Origin of the sequence: Pseudomonas sp. NPDC090592 (assembly GCF_044769185.1) — a bacterium.
Taxonomy (GTDB): domain Bacteria; phylum Pseudomonadota; class Gammaproteobacteria; order Pseudomonadales; family Pseudomonadaceae; genus Aquipseudomonas.
This window is the reverse complement of the sequence record NZ_JBIVXJ010000052.1, coordinates 1-17,737: the sequence shown is the minus strand read 5'-3', so window position 1 is coordinate 17,737 and position 17,737 is coordinate 1. Positions and strand designations below refer to the sequence as shown.

The 17,737-nt window shown below is 62.5% G+C and carries 21 protein-coding genes; 13 read left to right on the top strand and 8 right to left on the bottom strand.

Going from position 1 to position 17,737, the window contains the following annotated elements; genetic code table 11:
- Positions 1 to 353 precede the first annotated feature (353 nt).
- Together rhtA and ACIQUI_RS27970 are read left to right on the top strand one after the other, a co-directional pair.
- Positions 354 to 1,241, top strand: coding sequence for a threonine/homoserine exporter RhtA (gene rhtA / locus ACIQUI_RS27975; RefSeq protein WP_403204220.1), 888 nt, complete (start codon positions 354 to 356; stop codon positions 1,239 to 1,241).
- A gap of 190 nt (positions 1,242 to 1,431) precedes the next feature.
- The gene (locus tag ACIQUI_RS27970) at positions 1,432 to 1,713 is read left to right on the top strand and encodes a hypothetical protein (RefSeq protein WP_021783182.1); all 282 of its coding nucleotides are present in this window, start codon (positions 1,432 to 1,434) and stop codon (positions 1,711 to 1,713) included.
- Positions 1,714 to 1,755: 42 nt separating this feature from the next.
- Here the strand turns inward: ACIQUI_RS27970 and ACIQUI_RS27965 are convergent, their stop codons facing one another.
- Positions 1,756 to 3,564, bottom strand: coding sequence for an aminopeptidase P family protein (locus ACIQUI_RS27965; RefSeq protein WP_403204218.1), 1,809 nt, complete (start codon positions 3,562 to 3,564; stop codon positions 1,756 to 1,758).
- A 190-nt stretch (positions 3,565 to 3,754) separates the two neighbouring features.
- Here ACIQUI_RS27965 and ACIQUI_RS27960 point away from each other — a divergent pair, with 190 nt between their 5' ends.
- A complete protein-coding gene (locus tag ACIQUI_RS27960; protein WP_403204215.1) occupies positions 3,755 to 4,867 on the top strand; it encodes a DUF3182 family protein in 1,113 nt (370 codons plus the stop codon).
- Complete coding sequence (locus tag ACIQUI_RS27955) at positions 4,851 to 5,621, top strand: alpha/beta hydrolase family protein (protein ID WP_403204213.1); 771 nt, start codon at positions 4,851 to 4,853, stop codon at positions 5,619 to 5,621. The genes ACIQUI_RS27960 and ACIQUI_RS27955 overlap by 17 nt, the downstream gene beginning before the upstream one ends.
- Here the strand turns inward: ACIQUI_RS27955 and ACIQUI_RS27950 are convergent.
- On the bottom strand, positions 5,600 to 5,980 hold the full coding sequence (locus ACIQUI_RS27950) for an antibiotic biosynthesis monooxygenase (protein WP_403204211.1): 381 nt from the start codon (positions 5,978 to 5,980) through the stop codon (positions 5,600 to 5,602). The genes ACIQUI_RS27955 and ACIQUI_RS27950 overlap by 22 nt on opposite strands.
- An 84-nt stretch (positions 5,981 to 6,064) precedes the next feature.
- Positions 6,065 to 7,054, bottom strand: a complete 990-nt coding sequence (locus ACIQUI_RS27945) for a GlxA family transcriptional regulator (protein ID WP_403204209.1) — start codon at positions 7,052 to 7,054, stop codon at positions 6,065 to 6,067.
- 82 nt (positions 7,055 to 7,136) lie between these two features.
- On the opposite strand from ACIQUI_RS27945, the gene ACIQUI_RS27940 reads away from it, so the two are divergent.
- On the top strand, positions 7,137 to 7,685 hold the full coding sequence (locus ACIQUI_RS27940) for a cysteine hydrolase family protein (RefSeq protein ID WP_403204207.1): 549 nt from the start codon (positions 7,137 to 7,139) through the stop codon (positions 7,683 to 7,685).
- Positions 7,686 to 7,695: 10 nt separating this feature from the next.
- Here ACIQUI_RS27940 and ACIQUI_RS27935 read toward each other — a convergent pair whose 3' ends face one another.
- Positions 7,696 to 8,259, bottom strand: coding sequence for a helix-turn-helix domain-containing protein (locus ACIQUI_RS27935; protein WP_403204205.1), 564 nt, complete (start codon positions 8,257 to 8,259; stop codon positions 7,696 to 7,698).
- A gap of 83 nt (positions 8,260 to 8,342) precedes the next feature.
- Here ACIQUI_RS27935 and ACIQUI_RS27930 point away from each other — a divergent pair, with 83 nt between their 5' ends.
- From ACIQUI_RS27930 to ACIQUI_RS27900, 7 genes are all read left to right on the top strand, one after another.
- The gene (locus ACIQUI_RS27930) at positions 8,343 to 9,293 is read left to right on the top strand and encodes a DMT family transporter (protein ID WP_403204203.1); all 951 of its coding nucleotides are present in this window, start codon (positions 8,343 to 8,345) and stop codon (positions 9,291 to 9,293) included.
- 150 nt (positions 9,294 to 9,443) lie between these two features.
- Positions 9,444 to 12,359, top strand: a complete 2,916-nt coding sequence (locus ACIQUI_RS27925) for a monovalent cation/H+ antiporter subunit A (protein WP_403204201.1) — start codon at positions 9,444 to 9,446, stop codon at positions 12,357 to 12,359.
- A complete protein-coding gene (locus ACIQUI_RS27920) occupies positions 12,359 to 12,703 on the top strand; it encodes a Na+/H+ antiporter subunit C (RefSeq protein WP_003250128.1) in 345 nt (114 codons plus the stop codon). Before ACIQUI_RS27925 ends, ACIQUI_RS27920 begins: the two co-directional genes overlap by 1 nt.
- Entirely contained in the window at positions 12,700 to 14,379 is a 1,680-nt protein-coding gene (locus tag ACIQUI_RS27915) for a monovalent cation/H+ antiporter subunit D (protein WP_403204199.1), read from the top strand. The genes ACIQUI_RS27920 and ACIQUI_RS27915 overlap by 4 nt, the downstream gene beginning before the upstream one ends.
- The gene (locus ACIQUI_RS27910) at positions 14,376 to 14,864 is read left to right on the top strand and encodes a Na+/H+ antiporter subunit E (protein WP_403204197.1); all 489 of its coding nucleotides are present in this window, start codon (positions 14,376 to 14,378) and stop codon (positions 14,862 to 14,864) included. Before ACIQUI_RS27915 ends, ACIQUI_RS27910 begins: the two co-directional genes overlap by 4 nt.
- Complete coding sequence (locus tag ACIQUI_RS27905) at positions 14,861 to 15,139, top strand: K+/H+ antiporter subunit F (RefSeq protein WP_391137916.1); 279 nt, start codon at positions 14,861 to 14,863, stop codon at positions 15,137 to 15,139. The genes ACIQUI_RS27910 and ACIQUI_RS27905 overlap by 4 nt, the downstream gene beginning before the upstream one ends.
- Positions 15,136 to 15,501: a Na+/H+ antiporter subunit G gene (locus ACIQUI_RS27900; RefSeq protein ID WP_403204195.1), complete on the top strand. Its 366-nt coding sequence runs from the start codon at positions 15,136 to 15,138 to the stop codon at positions 15,499 to 15,501. Before ACIQUI_RS27905 ends, ACIQUI_RS27900 begins: the two co-directional genes overlap by 4 nt.
- A 12-nt stretch (positions 15,502 to 15,513) precedes the next feature.
- Here the strand turns inward: ACIQUI_RS27900 and ACIQUI_RS27895 are convergent, their stop codons facing one another.
- The 4 genes from ACIQUI_RS27895 to ACIQUI_RS27880 form a co-directional block, all read right to left on the bottom strand.
- Positions 15,514 to 15,726, bottom strand: coding sequence for a hypothetical protein (locus ACIQUI_RS27895; RefSeq protein WP_403204193.1), 213 nt, complete (start codon positions 15,724 to 15,726; stop codon positions 15,514 to 15,516).
- Positions 15,723 to 16,193, bottom strand: coding sequence for a hypothetical protein (locus ACIQUI_RS27890; protein ID WP_403204190.1), 471 nt, complete (start codon positions 16,191 to 16,193; stop codon positions 15,723 to 15,725). Before ACIQUI_RS27890 ends, ACIQUI_RS27895 begins: the two co-directional genes overlap by 4 nt.
- 345 nt (positions 16,194 to 16,538) lie before the next feature.
- Positions 16,539 to 16,733: a hypothetical protein gene (locus ACIQUI_RS27885; RefSeq protein WP_391137904.1), complete on the bottom strand. Its 195-nt coding sequence runs from the start codon at positions 16,731 to 16,733 to the stop codon at positions 16,539 to 16,541.
- A gap of 177 nt (positions 16,734 to 16,910) precedes the next feature.
- Complete coding sequence (locus ACIQUI_RS27880; RefSeq protein WP_391137901.1) at positions 16,911 to 17,315, bottom strand: TraR/DksA C4-type zinc finger protein; 405 nt, start codon at positions 17,313 to 17,315, stop codon at positions 16,911 to 16,913.
- A gap of 131 nt (positions 17,316 to 17,446) precedes the next feature.
- Between ACIQUI_RS27880 and ACIQUI_RS27875 the strand changes: the two genes are divergently transcribed.
- Positions 17,447 to 17,737: hypothetical protein (locus ACIQUI_RS27875; protein WP_403204187.1), on the top strand; the 291-nt coding region annotated here is incomplete at its 3' end.

Genomic DNA, 17,737 nt, shown 5'->3' with positions numbered 1-17,737 from the left:
AGCACCCACACGAATTGCTTGATTCAATTTGTTAAAGAGCGTTTGGTTAAGAGCTTTTCGTCTCAACCGAGGCGCGCATTCTACGCTTTCCTCAGGGCCTGTCAAGCGTTTATTTTGAAGTTTTTTGCGAGAAACTCGTTTAGCTTCAGACACTTGACTCAACAGGGTGGCTAGCTTTGCTTCGCTACCGCGTTGGAATGGTGCGCATTATAGGGCGGTCTTCGGGCAGGTCAACCTTTAATTTCAATGATTTGAAATATTTCCTGCGAAGTCACTTCAGGGCTATCACCCGCCCCGGCAATTGCGCACTATATTGCTCAACCCACACGCCACCCAAGGATCGCCACATCTAAATGAACACCCAACCCCGCAGCCTGGCCGCCACTCTCTTCCCGATCGGCCTGCTGCTTATCGCCATGGCATCGATCCAGTCTGGTGCCTCCTTGGCCAAAAGCATGTTCCCCGTGATTGGCGCGCAAGGCACCACCACCCTGCGCCTGATCTTCGCCAGCATCATCATGCTGCTTATATTGCGCCCGTGGCGGGTACGCATGACCGCCACCACCCTGCGCAACGTGGTCATCTATGGCATGGCGCTGGGTGGCATGAACTTCCTCTTCTATATGGCCCTGCAAACAGTTCCGATCGGCATTGCCGTGGCGCTGGAGTTCACCGGCCCGTTGGCAGTGGCAATCTTCTCTTCGCGCCGGGCAATCGACTTCCTGTGGATTGCCTTGGCCATCGCCGGCCTGCTGCTGCTGTTGCCAGCTGGCCACGGTGGCCAGGCACTCGACCCGGTGGGCGCGGCTTATGCGTTGGGCGCTGGCGTATGCTGGGCGCTCTACATTCTTTTCGGCCAGCGCGCCGGAGCCGAGCACGGTATCCAGAGCGCAGCCTTGGGGGTGGTAGTCGCCGCCCTGTTTGTTGCCCCCATCGGTATCGCCCATGCGGGTAGCGCACTGCTCACGCCTGCCTTGATCCCCGTGGCCCTGGCCGTTGCGGTGCTGTCCACCGCCCTGCCCTACAGCCTGGAAATGATTGCCCTCACGCGCATCCCGGCGCGCACCTTCGGCACCTTGATGAGCATCGAACCGGCGTTCGGCGCACTGTCCGGCCTGCTGTTCCTCGGCGAGGTGCTGACGTTCACCCAATGGCTGGCGATCGGTGCAATCATCGCCGCTTCGGTTGGCACTACCCTGTCCATGCGCAAGGAGCCCACCCCGGCTGTCGCAGCGGATTGATATGAGAAATATTTTCATTTGAGACAGGATTAGTGATTGTAGCCGCCCGCCTCGCTGATTAAGCTGTCGCAGAATCATCATCTTTACGCTATCTACTGGACTGAACACGGACGCTGGGGATATTTCAGGACGAATCAAAGCGATAACGACAGGGCCAGGCTACTGATCCACCCTGCATTTAAGGACAGGAATGAAACGTATTTTTCTCATCCTGGCCATCTTGGCTATTGCTGGATGTGCCGCTACAGCCAAGACTGAGGTCAAAAGGGGCAAGAAGGGCCTGCATATCAATTGCTCCGGCCTGTCTTCCTCGTGGGACAACTGCTACAGCAAGGCCGCAAGCTCTTGCAGTACGCGCGGCTACCGGGTTATTGCCCGCTCGGGTGATAACGATGAAGAGGCCGGTGACTACTTGTTCGGCATCAACCCGGCGGGCTACACCAGCCGCAGCATGATCGTCATCTGCAAATAGAAAAAGGGCAGCTCGCGAGCTGCCCTTTTCATTTGCCTTCCTTTATAGCGGCGCTGTACGCATCTGCAGCCAGGCCAAGGCATCGCCCTTGAGCAAAGGCGCCAGTCGCTCCCGCACATTGGTGTGATAGCTATTCAGCCATTGCAGTTCGTCTTTCGCCAACTGCTCGGGTAGCAGGCAGCGGGTATCGATCGGGCACAGCGTCAAGGTCTCGAAGTGAAGGAAGTCGCCGAAAGCGCTCTTGCCGGCCTCGCGGTTGACCACCAGGTTCTCGATGCGCACGCCCCATTGCCCCGGGCGGTACGTACCTGGCTCGATCGAGCTGATCATACCCGCTTGCATCGCCGTCTGCGGCGCGGGTGCCGCCTGGTAGGCAATCACCTGCGGCCCCTCGTGCACGTTCATGAAGTAGCCTACCCCGTGGCCGGTGCCGTGCCCGTAATCCACCTGATCAGCCCAGATCGGTGCCCGGGCAATGGCGTCAAGCAGCGGCGACAGCACACCACGCGGAAAGGTCGCACGTGACAAAGCAATCATGCCTTTGAGTACCCGGGTGCAATCCTGCTTCTGCGGGTAGCTGGGGTTGCCCACTGGCACCATGCGCGTGATGTCGGTAGTACCGCCCAGGTATTGCCCGCCCGAGTCGATCAGCAGCAGCCCGTCACCCTCGATGACCGCGTGCGACTGCTCGGTGGCGCGGTAATGCGGCATGGCACCATTGCCATTGAAGGCGGCAATGGTCGAAAAACTCAGCGATACGAAGTTCGGGCGCCGGGCACGCGCGGCACTCAACTGCTGGTCAATCGTCAGCTCGGTGATTGTCTCATTGCCCAGGCTGGCCTCCAACCAGGCAAAGAACTCGCACAAGGCGGCGCCATCCTGCTCCATGGCCTGGCGAATGTGCACCAGGTCTTCATCACCCTTGCATGACTTGCTCAGGGTGGTGGGGTTGATCCCCTCGATCAGCGACACCTCTGTGGGCAGGCTTTCCAGCAGGCCACAGGTAACTCGCGCCGGATCCACCAGCAACCGGCTCCCGGCAGGGACAGCACTCAGTGCCTTGCCCGCTTCGCTATAGTCGCGCACCTCGATGCCATCGGCTGCCAGCACCTGGCGCAAATGCGCGTCCAGCTTGTCCTGACCAACGAACAGAATGGCCTGCTGCTGATTGATCAAGGCAAAGGCCAGGAACACCGGGTTGTAGGAAACATCGCTACCACGCAGGTTGAACAGCCAGGCGATGTCATCGAGGGTAGCAATGAAATGCCAGTCGGCGCCCTTGGCCAGCATGCCCTGACGCAACTGCGCGAGCTTTTCCGCCCGGTTCACCGTCGCATGCGGCGGTAGATGCTGGTACACCGGGTTGCCCGGCAGCGCCGGGCGCCCATCCCAGACTTGCCCCAGCAGGTCCCTGTCGGTGACCAACCTTGCGCCGCGCCCCTTCAGCCGCTCACGCAGCTGACGCGCCGAGGCCAACGCCATGACCGCACCATCCACCGCGACGCTGCCGTTTGCCTCAACGTTCTCGCCCAGCCACTCCAGCGCCCCGGGTTTGCCGGGCAACAGCTTCATCAGCTCGATACCGCTGCCGGCCAGTTCGTGATCAGCCTGTTCCCAGTAGCGGCTATCGACCCACAACCCGGCGAAGCCGGACGTGACAACCAATGTGCCAACCGAGCCGTAAAAACCCGACAGCCACTGGCGCCCCTGCCAGTAACCGGGCAGGTATTCGGAAAGGTGAGGGTCGGCCGAGGGTACCAGCAAGGCATTGATGCCCTCTGCCGCCATGGCCTGACGCAGGCGTGCCAGGCGCTGCGGCACGCTTTGCTCAAGGGGGGTCTGGACGTTCATGCGCTCTCCTGCGGCTACATCACGGTTGATCCAATATGCCGATAATGGAACAGCCGCCAGAGCCCTGCAATCGCAACCTGAATCAACCGGAAGCGTCCTACAACAGTCGCACCACCGATCCACTCTCGCTGAACTTCCATACGGTATCGGCTTCACACACAGTACATTCATTGCACACAGGCAATCGACCATGCCCAGTGCCTGCAAACCGAAAACCGGCGTGGTGCTGCTCGACACCCGCACGCACACGCCCGAACATGAGCATGCCGTCCACCTCAAGCTCGCCGATGGCCTGGCCCGTCTGTTGGGCTGCCAGTGCGTACAACCCGCCCACTCGCCCTCTGTCGGCGACGGCTACTACTTTCTGCCTACCGAAACCCTGATCGACAGCAAACGCTATGCGGCCATCGGCATCTGCGGTGAGCAGGACCTGTTCGGCGGGCTGGTTGCGTCCCCCTACATGGCGACCAAGGCCATCTCGCATCCATTGCCGGCCGGGGCCAGCTTTCCGCCGGGCTGGACCGATGCTTTCGCCCGGCAGGCAAGCGACGCCTTGCTGCGCGGCTACACCGTATTCAGCAAGGCCGATGCGCGCACCGCTGCCCAGTTGCTACTGGTCGATGGTCCCTTGCGGGTCAAGCCCGTGCTGGCTTGCGCCGGCCGCGGGCAGCAGGTCATCACCACAGCGAATGCGCTGGAGCCATTGCTGGCAGGCATGGATGATGAAGCGCTGGCGCTATGGGGCCTGGTTCTCGAAGAAGACCTGAGCGACGTACAAACCTTCAGCGTCGGCCAAGTACGTGTGGCCGGCCTGAATTGTAGCTATCACGGCACCCAGCAACTCACCCACGACCATCAGGGCACCGAAGTGTACGGCGGTTCCGACCTGGTGGTGGTACGGGGTGACTATCAAGCGTTGCTGCAATTACCGCTGGAAGATCACCTGCGCCTGGCTATCAACCAGGCCATGACCTACGAGCAAGCCGCCGAACAGCACTTCCCGGGCTTCATCGCCTCCCGTCGCAACTACGACATCGCCCGCGGCGTCGATGCCCAGGGCCACCTGCGCAGCGGTGTACTGGAACAGTCCTGGCGGCTGGGCGGTGCCAGCAGCGCCGAGTTGCTGGCATTGCAGGCTTTTAGCGATGACCCGGCCTTGCAGCGGGTCCGCGCCTCCACACATGAAGTGTACGGCACACCTGACCTGCCCACTGACGCCACTCTCTTCTATCAAGGAAACGACAGTGAACTCGGACAACTCAGCAAATTTGCACGGATCCGCGAACATGACCATTCAGAGTGAAACCGTTGAACTGCAAGTGGAAAACGACAGCATCGCCGCCACCCTGGTCAGCCCCGGCAGCAAAATGCCGGGCATTCTCTTCGTCCATGGATGGGGCGGCAGCCAGCAGCGTGACCTGGCCCGCGCCCGGCACATCACCGGGCTGGGGTGTGTGTGCATGACCTTCGACTTGCGCGGTCACGAAAAGACCGAAAGCCAACGCCTGATCGTCACCCGGGAGCAGAACCTGCAGGATTTGCGGGTAGCCTATGACCGGCTGCTCAGCCACCCGGCCGTAGACAGCAGTGCCATCGCCATCATTGGCAGCAGCTACGGTGGCTACCTGGCCACCTTGCTGACCCGCGAGCGGCCCGTCAGATGGCTGGCGCTGCGGGTGCCCGCGCTGTACTGGGATGACGAATGGGACACCCCCAAACAAACCCTTGACCGCCAGCGCCTGAATGCCTACCGCCACAGCCCACTGGGGCCGGCAGACAACCGCGCGCTGGCGGCTTGTGCCGAGTTTGGCGGGGATGTGCTGCTGGTGGAGTCCGAGCAGGACGACTACGTGCCGCACAGCACGCTGATGAGCTACCGCTCGGCATTCGCCAGCGCCCACTCGCTCACCCACCGTATCGTCGACGGCGCCGACCATGCCTTATCCAGCGAAGCCAGCCAGAAGGCCTACAGCTCGATCCTGGCAGCATGGATCAGTGAAATGGTCATCGGTGCCCGTCTCGACCGCTACCCGCATTACGCGCCTTGGTATGCCTGAGGCCCGCCTACCTCACAATGCAGGCCGCCGTCGTTGCCGCGCACCAGGCTGCGCAGGGTCTGGTAGGCAGCAAAATTCAACCCGCTCGCCTGATGCTGCGCCAGCAGCTCAAGGAAGGGCTCCTCGACGAAGTACACGGCCGCCGCCGACCAGGCCTGGCGGGACTGCCATTGCAGGTATTGCAGCACCCGGCTGCCATCGTCACTGGCCTGGATGCTGACCCCCTGCAGCCCTTCACAACGCGTGGCCAGCACTTCGCTGCGCACCACCAGGGCCTGGACCAGCGCTTGCTGGCACATGCGGGGCACTTGGTATTCGATCATCTGGGTGAACCACAGGGGCTGAGGGCTTGCCGACATTGGCGGTCTCCTGGCTACGGGCGCATGCAGCGCGATGCCGAGCAGGGTAAAACCTCAAGTAAAGTCAAGGTCAAGCGGTTTTCATCAGCCTTGGCCGGGTACTGCAAAACGCCGCCGATAGTCACTCGGGGTAAGGCCGGTAATGCGCTGGAATACCTTGCGGAACGCGCTCGGGTCCTGATAACCGACACCCCAGGCGATCTGTTCGACATTGCGTCGGGTGAACTCCAGCAAACGGCACGCCCGCCCCACCCTCACCTGCTGGCAGTACTCGGTCGGGCGCAGCCCGGTAGCGGTACGAAAACGCCGCAAGAACGTACGCGCTTCCAAACCGGCACACGCCGCCATGGCGGCAAGGTCGCCTTCCTGCCCGCCATTGCCCTGCAACCAGTGCTGCACTTTGAGTACTGCCTCGTCACCGTGATCCAGGCGCGGGTTGAACACTGCCCCAGGCAGCGGTGCCGCGACCGGGTCGACGGCCAGGTAGCGAGCCGTCTCCCGCGCCACCGTCCCCCCTAGAAAACGCTCCAGCAGGCGCAAGCCCAGCCCGGTCCAGGCCATCAACCCGGCAGAGGTCACGATATCACCATCATCCAGCAGCGGCTGCTGGGACTCAACCCGCACGCGGGGGAAGCGCTGGGCAAGTGCCTGCACATAGTTCCAGTGGGTGCAGGCGGGGCGGTCGTCGAGCAGGCCGCTGGCGGCAATGAAAAATACCCCGATACACACCGACGCCAGTACGGTACCGCGGCCGTGCAGTTGGCACAGCGACGCGCGGTGACGTTCAAGCAGCTCGGCTTGCGGGGCCGACTCCAGGCTCGGGGGAACGATCAATACACGCAAGCCTGCCGAAGCCACGTCAGGGCTGTCCTGGGCAGCCAGCATCCGCCCGCCCTCATCAACCTGCCAGAAACTGACGCGCACTTGTGGCAATTCGACGGCTCCCAGTTCCGCCGCAACCCGGTTGGCCACCAGGAACAGGTCGGCCAGGCCATGCACGGCGGCGCGCTGCACGCCGGGGTACAGCAACAGGCCGATGTCCAGGCTGGCAGGAGTGTCAGTTTTTGCCCGCATAGTGTCGTTCGCGCCAATCCACAGGTTCGTGCACACAGCCTATAACTAACGCCTACCAACGACTACTGCCACAGGAGGCAGCATGAACAAGCAGGCGCTGATCATCATCGACATCCAGAACGACTACTTCCCGGGCGGCAAGTGGCCCCTCGATGGCGCCGACCGGGCGGCCGAGAACGCTGCCCGGCTGCTGGCTGCGGCGCGCCAACGCGGCGACCTGGTGGTGCATGTGCGCCATGAGTTCGACAGTGCCGATGCGCCTTTCTTCGCGCCTGGCTCCCAGGGCGCAGCCATCCACGCCAAGGTCAAACCTGCAGCAGGCGAGCCGGTGGTGCTCAAGCACAAGGTCAACGCCTTCCTCGGCACCTGCCTTGAGGACACGCTGGAGCAACATGGCGTCGAGGCCCTGACCATCGTCGGCAGCATGAGCCACATGTGCATCGACGCCGCCACCCGTGCTGCTGCCGATCTGGGCTACACGGTGACCGTGGCGCATGATGCCTGCGCAACCCTGCCGCTGGAATTCGACGGCAAGCAGGTGCCGGCGGCGCAGGTACATGACTCGGCGATGGCGGCATTGGCATTTGCCTATGCCAAGGTAGTGAAAACCGATGAGTTGCTGGGCAGTTGAACGGGCAACCTCAAATCACCACATTACGCACGAAGCGCACCGCAACGGCACCATCGTTGCGGTAGGCATACCGGCAGTTGCTGGGGAATACATGAAACTGCCCCACCTGCAGGCAGTGCTCGGCCCCTTCGATGACCAGTGTCAGCTGCCCTTGCGCCACGTAGATCTGCTCGCTCCAGCCTTCGGCATCCGCCTCGCTGGAGTAGCACTCGCCCGGTGCCAGGGTCCACTCCCAAAGCTCCACTTCGCGCCGTGCAGCGCTGGTGCCCAACAGCACCGCCCTGCTCTGCGGGTGCTCACCGGCCCAGGCCAGTTCCTCGATGCGGCCGGGGTCGCGTTGGTCGGGTGCCTGGATCAGGGTACTGAAAGCCACCCCCAAGGCTTCGGCGATCAAGTCGAGGGTGGTCAGGCTGACGTTCTTTTCGCCCGCTTCGATCGCCACCAGCATGCGCCGGCTGACCCCGGAGCGTTCGGCCAACGCCGTCTGGCTCATGCCGGCAGCGTTGCGCAAGCTGCGCACATTAAGGCTGACGTGTTGCAGCACCGATGCCCGGTGCGAAGAATCTTTGTGCACTATATTGCTCACAGGTCAAGATTGCGCAGTATACTGCCCACTTTGCGGCGATTGTGCGCCGCCCCCTCCGAGTGCGCAAGACCATGAGCCAGGCCAGCAACAAACCGACCCCTACCGTTACTTTTCGCCTGAGCAAGGCGGAGCTGGTGCTGGTGTTCATCACCATGCTGTGGGGTGGCACCTTCCTGCTGGTACATAACGTGATGACCGTCAGCGGCCCGATGTTCTTCGTCGGCCTGCGCTTTGCGGCGGCCGCACTGTTCGTTGGCGTGGTCTCGGCGCGAGCGTTGCCGGGGCTTACCCTCACCGAACTCAAGGCCGGCATGCTGATCGGTGTGTCGATCATGCTGGGCTATGGCTTGCAAACCATGGGCCTGCAAACCATCAGCAGCAGCCAATCGGCGTTCATCACTGCACTGTACGTGCCGTTCGTGCCGCTGTTGCAGTGGCTGGTGCTGGGCCGTCGCCCAGGCCTGATGCCCAGCATCGGCATTTGCCTGGCGTTCATCGGCCTGATGCTGCTGGCCGGGCCGGAGGGCGGCAGCCTGCACTTCAGCGAGGGCGAGGTTGTTACCCTGGTCAGCGCCGTCGCCATTGCCGCCGAAATCATCCTGATCAGCCGCTATGCCGGCCAGGTCGATGTGCGCCGGGTCACCGTGGTGCAACTGGCAACCGCTTCGCTGCTGGCGTTTCTGATGATCGTGCCGACCCAGGAGCGCATCCCCGACTTCTCCTGGCTCTTGCTGGCAAGCGCAGTGGGCCTGGGCGCCATGAGCGCAGTGATCCAGGTGGCAATGAACTGGGCGCAGAAGTCGGTGTCGCCTACCCGCGCCACCCTCATCTATGCAGGTGAGCCTGTATGGGCCGGTGTCGTCGGGCGCATTGCCGGCGAACGCCTGCCAGGCGTGGCGCTGCTCGGCGGTTTGCTGATCGTGATCGCAGTGGTGGTCAGCGAACTCAAGGTACGCCGCCCCCGCGAAACCACCGAAGTACAAGAGGCGCAATCTGAAGGCGAACGCCAGGCCGGGCTGTAAAGTCGCCAACAGCGACTATGCTTTGTAAAAAACTGTTATAAAAAAACAGCTTGTAACAGCCTGTTTGTAGGATTCTGCGACAGCTTGCGTGTTGGTGATCACCCCCTCGGCACGTATGATCCTTGGCAAACCTATTCAGAATAGAACGCTATGTCATTGATAGTGCTATTGCTTCTGCCGTTCGTGGGCAGTTGCCTGGCAGCCGTGCTGCCGCACAACGCACGTAACGCCGAGTCCATTCTCGCCGGGCTCGTGGCCCTGGTCGGCACCGTCCAGGTAGCACTGCTGTACCCTCAGGTTGCCCACGGGGGCGTCATTCGCGAAGAGTTTCTCTGGCTGCCCAGCCTGGGGTTGAACCTGGTGCTGCGCATGGACGGCTTTGCCTGGCTGTTCTCGCTGCTGGTGTTGGGCATCGGCACGCTGGTTTCGCTGTATGCGCGCTACTACATGTCGCCGCAGGACCCGGTACCGCGCTTCTTCGCCTTCTTCCTCGCCTTCATGGGCACCATGCTCGGCCTGGTGATCTCCGGCAACCTGATCCAGCTGGTGTTCTTCTGGGAGCTGACCAGCCTGTTTTCCTTCCTGCTGATCGGCTATTGGCACCACCGCGCCGACGCCCGCCGCGGCGCCTACATGGCGCTGATGGTGACCGGCGCGGGCGGCTTGTGCCTGCTGGTAGGGGCGTTGCTGCTCGGCCATGTGGTCGGCAGCTACGACCTGGACAAGGTCCTGGCTGCCGGCGACATCATCCGCCAGCATGCGCTGTACCCGGTGCTGCTGCCCCTGATCCTCATTGGCGCCCTGAGCAAGAGCGCACAGTTCCCCTTCCAGTTCTGGCTGCCTCATGCCATGGCAGCACCCACGCCGGTTTCGGCCTATCTGCATTCCGCCACCATGGTCAAGGCCGGGGTGTTCCTGCTGGCGCGCCTGTGGCCGGTGCTGTCGGGTAGCGAAGAATGGTTCTGGATCGTCGGCGGTGCCGGCGCCCTCACCCTGCTGCTCGGCGCCTTCGCCGCCATGTTCCAGAACGACCTCAAGGGCCTGCTGGCGTACTCGACCATCAGTCACCTGGGCCTCATTACCCTGTTGCTGGGCCTGAACAGTCCACTGGCCGCCGTTGCCGCGGTGTTCCACATTCTTAACCACGCTACCTTCAAGGCCTCGTTGTTCATGGCCGCCGGCATCATCGACCATGAAAGCGGTACGCGGGACATCCGCCGCCTCAGCGGGCTGATCCGCCTGGTGCCCTATACCGCCACCCTGGCCATGGTGGCCAGCGCCTCGATGGCCGGCGTACCCCTGATGAACGGCTTCCTGTCCAAGGAAATGTTCTTCGCCGAAACGGTGTTCATCAGCTCCACCGCCTGGGTCGAAGCAACGTTGCCGGTAATCGCCACACTGGCCGGCACCTTCAGCGTGGCCTACGCCCTGCGCTTTACCGTGGATGTATTTTTCGGCCCCACCGCGCAGGACCTGCCCCACACGCCCCACGAGCCGCCACGCTGGATGCGGGCGCCGGTCGAGTTGCTGGTGCTTACCTGCCTGGTGGTGGGCATCTTCCCCGCCCAGTCGGTTGGCCCGCTGCTGGCTGCCGCGGCCCTGCCAGTAGTAGGCGGCACCCTGCCGGAATACAGCCTGGCCATCTGGCATGGCTGGAATGCGCCACTGATCATGAGCCTGGTGGCCATGAGCGGCGGTATCGTGCTGTACCTGTTGCTGCGCAAGCAGCTGCGCCTGGGCCGCTTCCCTTACCCACCGGTGATCGAGCGTTTCAACGGCAAGCGCCTGTTCGAGCACGGCCAGGTTCACCTGATGGTGCTGGCACGTCGTATCGAACGCCTGTTCACCAGCCGCCGCCTGCAGTCGCAGCTGTTCATGCTGGTGCTCGCGGCCTTCCTCGCCGGCCTCACGCCCATGCTCTACAGTGGCCTGAGCTGGGGCGAGCGGCCGAAAATTCCGGGTTCGGGCGTGTTTGTCGCGCTGTGGCTGATCGCAATTGCCTGCGCCATCGGCGCCGCCTACCAGGCCAAATACCACCGCCTGGCGGCACTGATCATGGTCAGTGTCTGCGGCCTGATGACCTGCATCACCTTTGTCTGGTTCTCAGCACCCGACCTGGCCCTGACCCAGCTGGTGGTCGAAGTGGTCACCACCGTACTCATCCTGCTTGGCCTGCGCTGGCTGCCGCGGCGTATCGAAGGCGTTTCGCCGTTACCCGGTAGCCTGGAGCGCGCGCGCATGCGCCGCCTGCGCGACCTGCTGCTGGCCGTGCTCGTCGGTGGCGGCATGGCCGTACTGTCCTACGCCATGCTGACCCGGCCAACGCCCAACGACATTTCCTCGTTCTACCTGAGCCGGGCACTGCCCCAGGGCGGCGGCACCAACGTGGTCAATGTCATGCTGGTCGACTTCCGCGGCTTCGATACCCTGGGTGAAATCACCGTGCTGGTGGCCGTGGCGCTGACCGTATTCGCCCTGCTGCGGCGCTTCCGCCCACCGAAAGAAAGCATGCAACTGCCTGCACAGCAGCGCCTGCTGGCGCCGGATGTGGTCACCGACCTGATCAACCCTCGGCACGCCACCGACACTGCCCTGGGGTTCATGATGGTGCCTGCCGTGCTGGTACGCCTGCTGCTGCCAGTCGCCCTGCTGGTATCGATGTACCTGTTCATGCGTGGCCACAACCAGCCAGGCGGGGGCTTTGTCGCCGGCCTGGTGATGTCGGTGGCGTTCATCCTGCAGTACATGGTGGCCGGCACCCAGTGGGTCGAGGCGCAGATGAGCCTGCGTCCTTTGCGCTGGATGGGCACCGGGCTGCTGTGCGCGACCCTGACCGGGGTCGGTGCCATGCTGCTGGGCTACCCGTTCCTTACCACTCACACTGCCCACCTGCACCTGCCGCTGCTGGGTGATGTGCACGTGGCCAGCGCGCTGTTCTTCGATGTCGGCGTGTACACGGTGGTGGTCGGCTCTACCCTGCTGATCCTCACTGCCCTGGCGCACCAGTCGGTGCGCGCCTACCGCCCGGGCAACCCGGCGAAAACCAGCCAAGCAGGAGCCGCCTGATGGAAGAAGTGATTGCAGTCGCCATCGGCGTGCTGGCCGCCTCGGGTGTGTGGCTGATCCTGCGCCCTCGTACCTACCAGGTGATCATGGGCCTGTGCCTGCTGTCGTACGGGGTCAATCTGTTCATTTTCAGCATGGGCAGCCTCTTCATCGGCAAAGAACCGATCATCAAGGATGGCGTCACCCAGGACCTGCTGCACTACACCGACCCGCTCCCCCAGGCGCTGGTGCTCACCGCCATCGTCATCAGCTTTGCCATGACCGCACTGTTCCTGGTGGTGTTGCTGGCTTCACGCGGCCTGACCGGTACCGACCACGTGGATGGCCGGGAGCGTGACGAATGAATGGTATGAGCCAACTGATCGTAGCGCCCATCCTGCTACCACTGATCACCGCTGCAGTCATGTTGCTGCTGGGCGAAAAGCACCGGCAGATCAAGGCCCGGCTGAACCTGCTGTCAACCTTCGCCGGCCTGGCCATCGCAGTCAGCCTGCTGCTGTGGGTGCGTACCCAGGGGCAGGCGGAGTCGATCGGTGTCTACCTGCCGGGCAACTGGCCGGCACCGTTCGGTATCGTGCTGGTAGTCGACCACCTGTCCGCGCTGCTGCTGACCCTGACCGGGGTCATCGGCTTCAGCGCCCTGCTGTTTGCCCGTGCCCGCTGGGACAGCGCCGGGGCCAGCTTCCATGCGTTGTTTCAGATTCAGCTGATGGGCCTTTATGGCGCCTTCCTTACCGCAGACCTGTTCAACCTGTTCGTCTTCTTCGAAGTGCTGCTGGCCGCCTCGTACGGTTTGCTGTTGCATGGCTCGGGACGTGCGCGGGTGCGAGCCGGCCTGCATTACATCGCCATCAACCTGTTCGCTTCCTCGTTGTTCCTGATCGGCGCGGCGATGTTGTACGGCGTGACCGGCACCCTGAACATGGCCGACCTGGCACTGAAGATTCCACTGGTGCCGGAGGCCGACCGTGGCCTGCTGCATGCCGGCGCGGCCATCCTGGCAATGGCCTTCCTGGCCAAGGCCGGTATCTGGCCGCTGAATTTCTGGTTGGTGCCGGCCTACGCGTCGGCCAGCGCCCCCGTAGCTGCACTGTTCGCCATCATGACCAAGGTCGGCTTGTACGCGGTGCTGCGCCTGTGGACGCTGCTGTTTTCCGGGCAAGCCGGGGCATCGGCCCATTTTGGTGGCGAATGGCTGGTATACGGCGGCCTGGTTACCCTGGCAGTAGCAGCGGTATCGATCCTGGCCGCGCAGCGCCTGGAGCGAATGGCAGCCCTGAGCATTCTGGTTTCGGCCGGCACCCTGCTCGGCGCCGTCGGCTTTGCGCAAGCCGCATTGACCGGCGCGGCGCTGTTCTACCTGGTCAACTCGACCCTTGCCCTGTGTGCGCTGTTCCTGCTTGCCGAACTGGTCGAACGCTCGCGCTCGGCCAACGAGCTGCCGCTGGATGATGAAGAAGACGTCATACCGCCACCGCTGGAATCGCTACACCCGCCCAAGGGCATCAACCTCGACGACGAGCAAAAGGTGGTGATCGGCCAGATCATCCCATGGACCATGGCCTTCCTCGGCCTCAGCTTCATCGCCTGCGCCTTGTTGATCATCGGCATGCCGCCGCTGTCAGGCTTTGTCGGCAAGCTCAACCTGATCAGCGCACTGTTCAACCCGCAGGGCCTGGGCGTGCCGGCCGAGCAGCCGTTGAGCGCTGCGGGCTGGGTCCTGGTGGCGCTGTTGATCCTGTCGGGCATGGCATCGCTGGTCGCCTTCGGCCGTGTCGGCATCCTGCGTTTCTGGAAGCCCGAAGAGCGCCCGTCACCCGTACTGCGCCGCTATGAGTGCCTGCCTATCGTCATCCTGCTTGGCCTGTGCATCATCCTCAGCCTCAAGGCCGAGCCGCTGCTGCGCTACACCCAGGACACCGCCGCCAGCCTGCAGGCGCCAGACACCTACATCAAGGCGGTGATGGCAGCCAAGCCGATTCCAGGCCCCACCTCGCTCGACACAGGGGTGCAGCCATGAACCGACTGTTCCCAGCCCCACTGCTGTCGGTGTCGCTGTTCGGCCTGTGGCTGCTGCTCAACCTTTCGGTAAGCCCCGGTAACCTGCTGCTGGGTGCCGTACTTGGCGTGCTGGCCCCGCTGCTGATGGCGCCGCTGCGCCCCCAGCATGCCCATGTGCGCCGGCCGCTGGTCATCGCCCGCCTGATCGGCCGGGTCGGCATCGATGTGATCATGTCCAACCTGCAGGTAGCCCGTAGTGTGCTACGCGCCGGCAAGCAGCCACCACGCTCGGCATTCGTGCATATCCCGCTGGCCCTGCACGACCCCCATGGCCTGGCGGCGCTGTCGATGATCACCACTGTAGTACCCGGCACGGTGTGGTCTGAACTGGCGCTGGACCGCAGTGTGCTGCTGCTGCATGTATTTGACCTGGACGATGAGGCGGCCTTTATCCAGCACTTCAAGGACACCTACGAACGCCCGCTGATGGAGATTTTCCAATGACAGGCCTGCTTGCCCATGCTGTTCTCGCCAGCCTGTTCATCTTCGCGCTGGCCATGGCGCTGGCACTGGTCCGGCTGTTCCGCGGCCCGTCCGCCCAGGACCGGGTGCTGGCACTGGACTACCTGTACATCCTGGCCATGCTGACCATGCTGGTGCTGGGCATCCGTTATGCCAGTGACACCTACTTCGAAGGTGCCCTGCTGATTGCGCTGTTCGGCTTCGTCGGCTCGTTTGCCCTGGCCAAGTTCCTGCTGCGCGGTGAGGTGATCGAATGACTGAAACCCTGGTACTGCCATTCTGGCTGGAGCTGCTCACCGCCGCGCTGCTGCTGACCGGCAGCCTGTTCGCCCTTTTGGGTGCGATAGGCCTGGTGCGCCTTAAGGATTACTTCCAGCGCATGCACCCGCCGGCGCTGGCCTCGACCATTGGCGCCTGGTGCGTGGCGCTGGCCTCGATCATCTACTTCTCGTGGCTGAAGGAGGCGCCGGTACTGCACGCGTGGCTGATTCCGATCCTGCTGTCGATTACCGTGCCGGTGACCACGCTGCTGTTGGCCAGGGCTGCACTGTTTCGCAAGCGCATGTCGAAGGAGCCGGTGCCCGAAGAAGTCAGCAGCGGCGGCGACCGCGGCAACTGAAGCGCTGCCGCCTCACCCTTGGCTGAGGCGCTGCAACTCTCGCCGAACCATCGCGGCATAAGGGGGCGGGCCGAGCCGGTACAACTCACCCGCCACCCAACTCAGCCACGCACCTTGCAGCGCCTCGCGCCTGGCCAGCAAACGCTCGGCCTCGGCTACGGCATCGGCCTGATGCTGCCGATGAAACTCCGCACGCGTGGCAGGCGCTTCATCACCGTCGGTCATTCACTGGCCTTGAAGGTAGTCAGCTCACCTTTGCGCCATTTGGCAACCTTGCCGGTCACCGCCTTCAGCAATTTGCCCAGGCCTTCCTGCACTTGTTGCTGTGCAGCGAAGACCAGCATCACGCCATGTCCCTCGCGGAACACGATGCCCTCACCTTCAGGCACCGACACGAAGGCATAATCGCCTACGCCATAAACATTCAACTTGATTTCGCGAAAGCGCATTTCCAGCTTGCCGCCTTCACGGCTGGGCAATACGGCAGCGCGGAAGTGGTCACCCACTTTCAGTTCGAGACGCTGTTTGTCATCGACCACCAAAGCGTTTTCGGTGTCGATCTCGGCCATGTACAGGCCTTCGGGATTCTGTTCGGTCACATAGATAAAGCGGCCCTGGAACAGGTGGGCCAATTTACCGCGCAAGTCGCCCAGGGCGAACAACGCATGGGTATCAAGTGTGCTGACTGCCAATGAAGTAATCCTCAACCGGTTACAACCCGCCCTCACCCAAGCTCGGGGAGGCACGGCCATTTCTTGTCGATAGGCGATAAGAGTAATAAAGCGATATACGAAATGTCTGTGCCCGCTGACGATGCAGCGCGCAGGAATCTTTACTCTGGTTTGCCAGATTCGCCTTCAACCGAAGGCGCATGGCGCATTCCCGGTTCGGGAAGCGTGATGCTGAGATCACTCGCCATTAAACGCAATCAAGGGAGCGAGCCCGCAAGAACACAAGCCCTGGCATCCGTGTGCGCATTTACTGTAGGACAAATATGCCCGAAAACACCGAAACCCGTCGAGAGGCAATAAACATTTTCAGGCGGCCAGGCCTTTCTTCAGTTGCTGCTGCCAGGCCACCTGGCACTCCAGCGCTTCCTCACGCGTGGCGAATGCAGTGCCACGGCGTTCTCCATTGACCAGCACCACCCAGCAGATGCGCTTGCCCAGTGCCTGCAAAGTGGCCGGTACACCGGAGCCAATCATCACGGCTACATCGACTCGGCTATTCATCATTCCCTCCGGAATTAATTAGCACCCTAACGATATTGCCATGATACGCCCGTCGCCAGCGATGAAACAGCGCTTCCCGGTACATCAGTGTTACGCGCAAGGCAACAAAACCGGCTGCCCGCCACAAACGCAAAAAGCCCCAGGGATCGCTCCGTGGGGCTGACACCGCGCGCGGGGTTATACCTGGCGCTGGTGGCGGTCGAGCTGCTCGTGGCGCTCTTGGGCTTCGATGCAGTACTTGGTGGTCGGGCTGATCAGCAGACGCTTCAGGCCAATCGGCTCACCACTGTCATCGCACCAGCCGAAGCTCTCGTCGGAGATCCGTTCCAGGGCCATTTCCAGCTGAGGCAGCGAGCGCTGGTCGCGGTCGATTGCATTGACCAGCCAGCTCCGCTCTTCTTCAACCGAGGCCACGTCGGCAGGGTCGGACGGGGTGTCCAGGCCTTCGATGGTGGTGCGGCTGAGCTCGATGCGTGCATGGGTTTCGACTTTCATCGCCTGCAGCAGCTCTGTGAAGAAGGCCAGCTGTTCAGCGTTCATGTAGTCATCGGCCGACATGGCCAGCAACTGTTCCTTGGTCATCGATTTCTCTATGAAAAAATGTGCATTTGGGCGATTCATGTGCCGCCGACGCCTTGGCATCGGCCGCGGAATTCTTCAAGCGCCAACCGGCACTCTTTTACAGGGGGCGGCAGTCTAAGGCGCCACGTCGCGTGGAGCAACTGCAAATGGGTGCGAATTTGCTTCCGATGCCTACAATCCGCTGGTCGGTGCCGTCAGTCCAACTCCGTTGCCTGCAGCATACTGAGAATCCGGCGCTGACGCTGACGCTGACGCTGACGCTGACGCTGGCGCTGGCGCTGGCGCTGGCTCTTGATCTTGATCTTGATCTTGATCTTGATCTTGATCTTGATCTTGATCTTGATCTTGATCTTCGCGACTTCAGGAGGCCGAGCGGAGGGCTTGCGGAGGGAGGTGACGGGCATGGATGCCCGTCAAGCGCT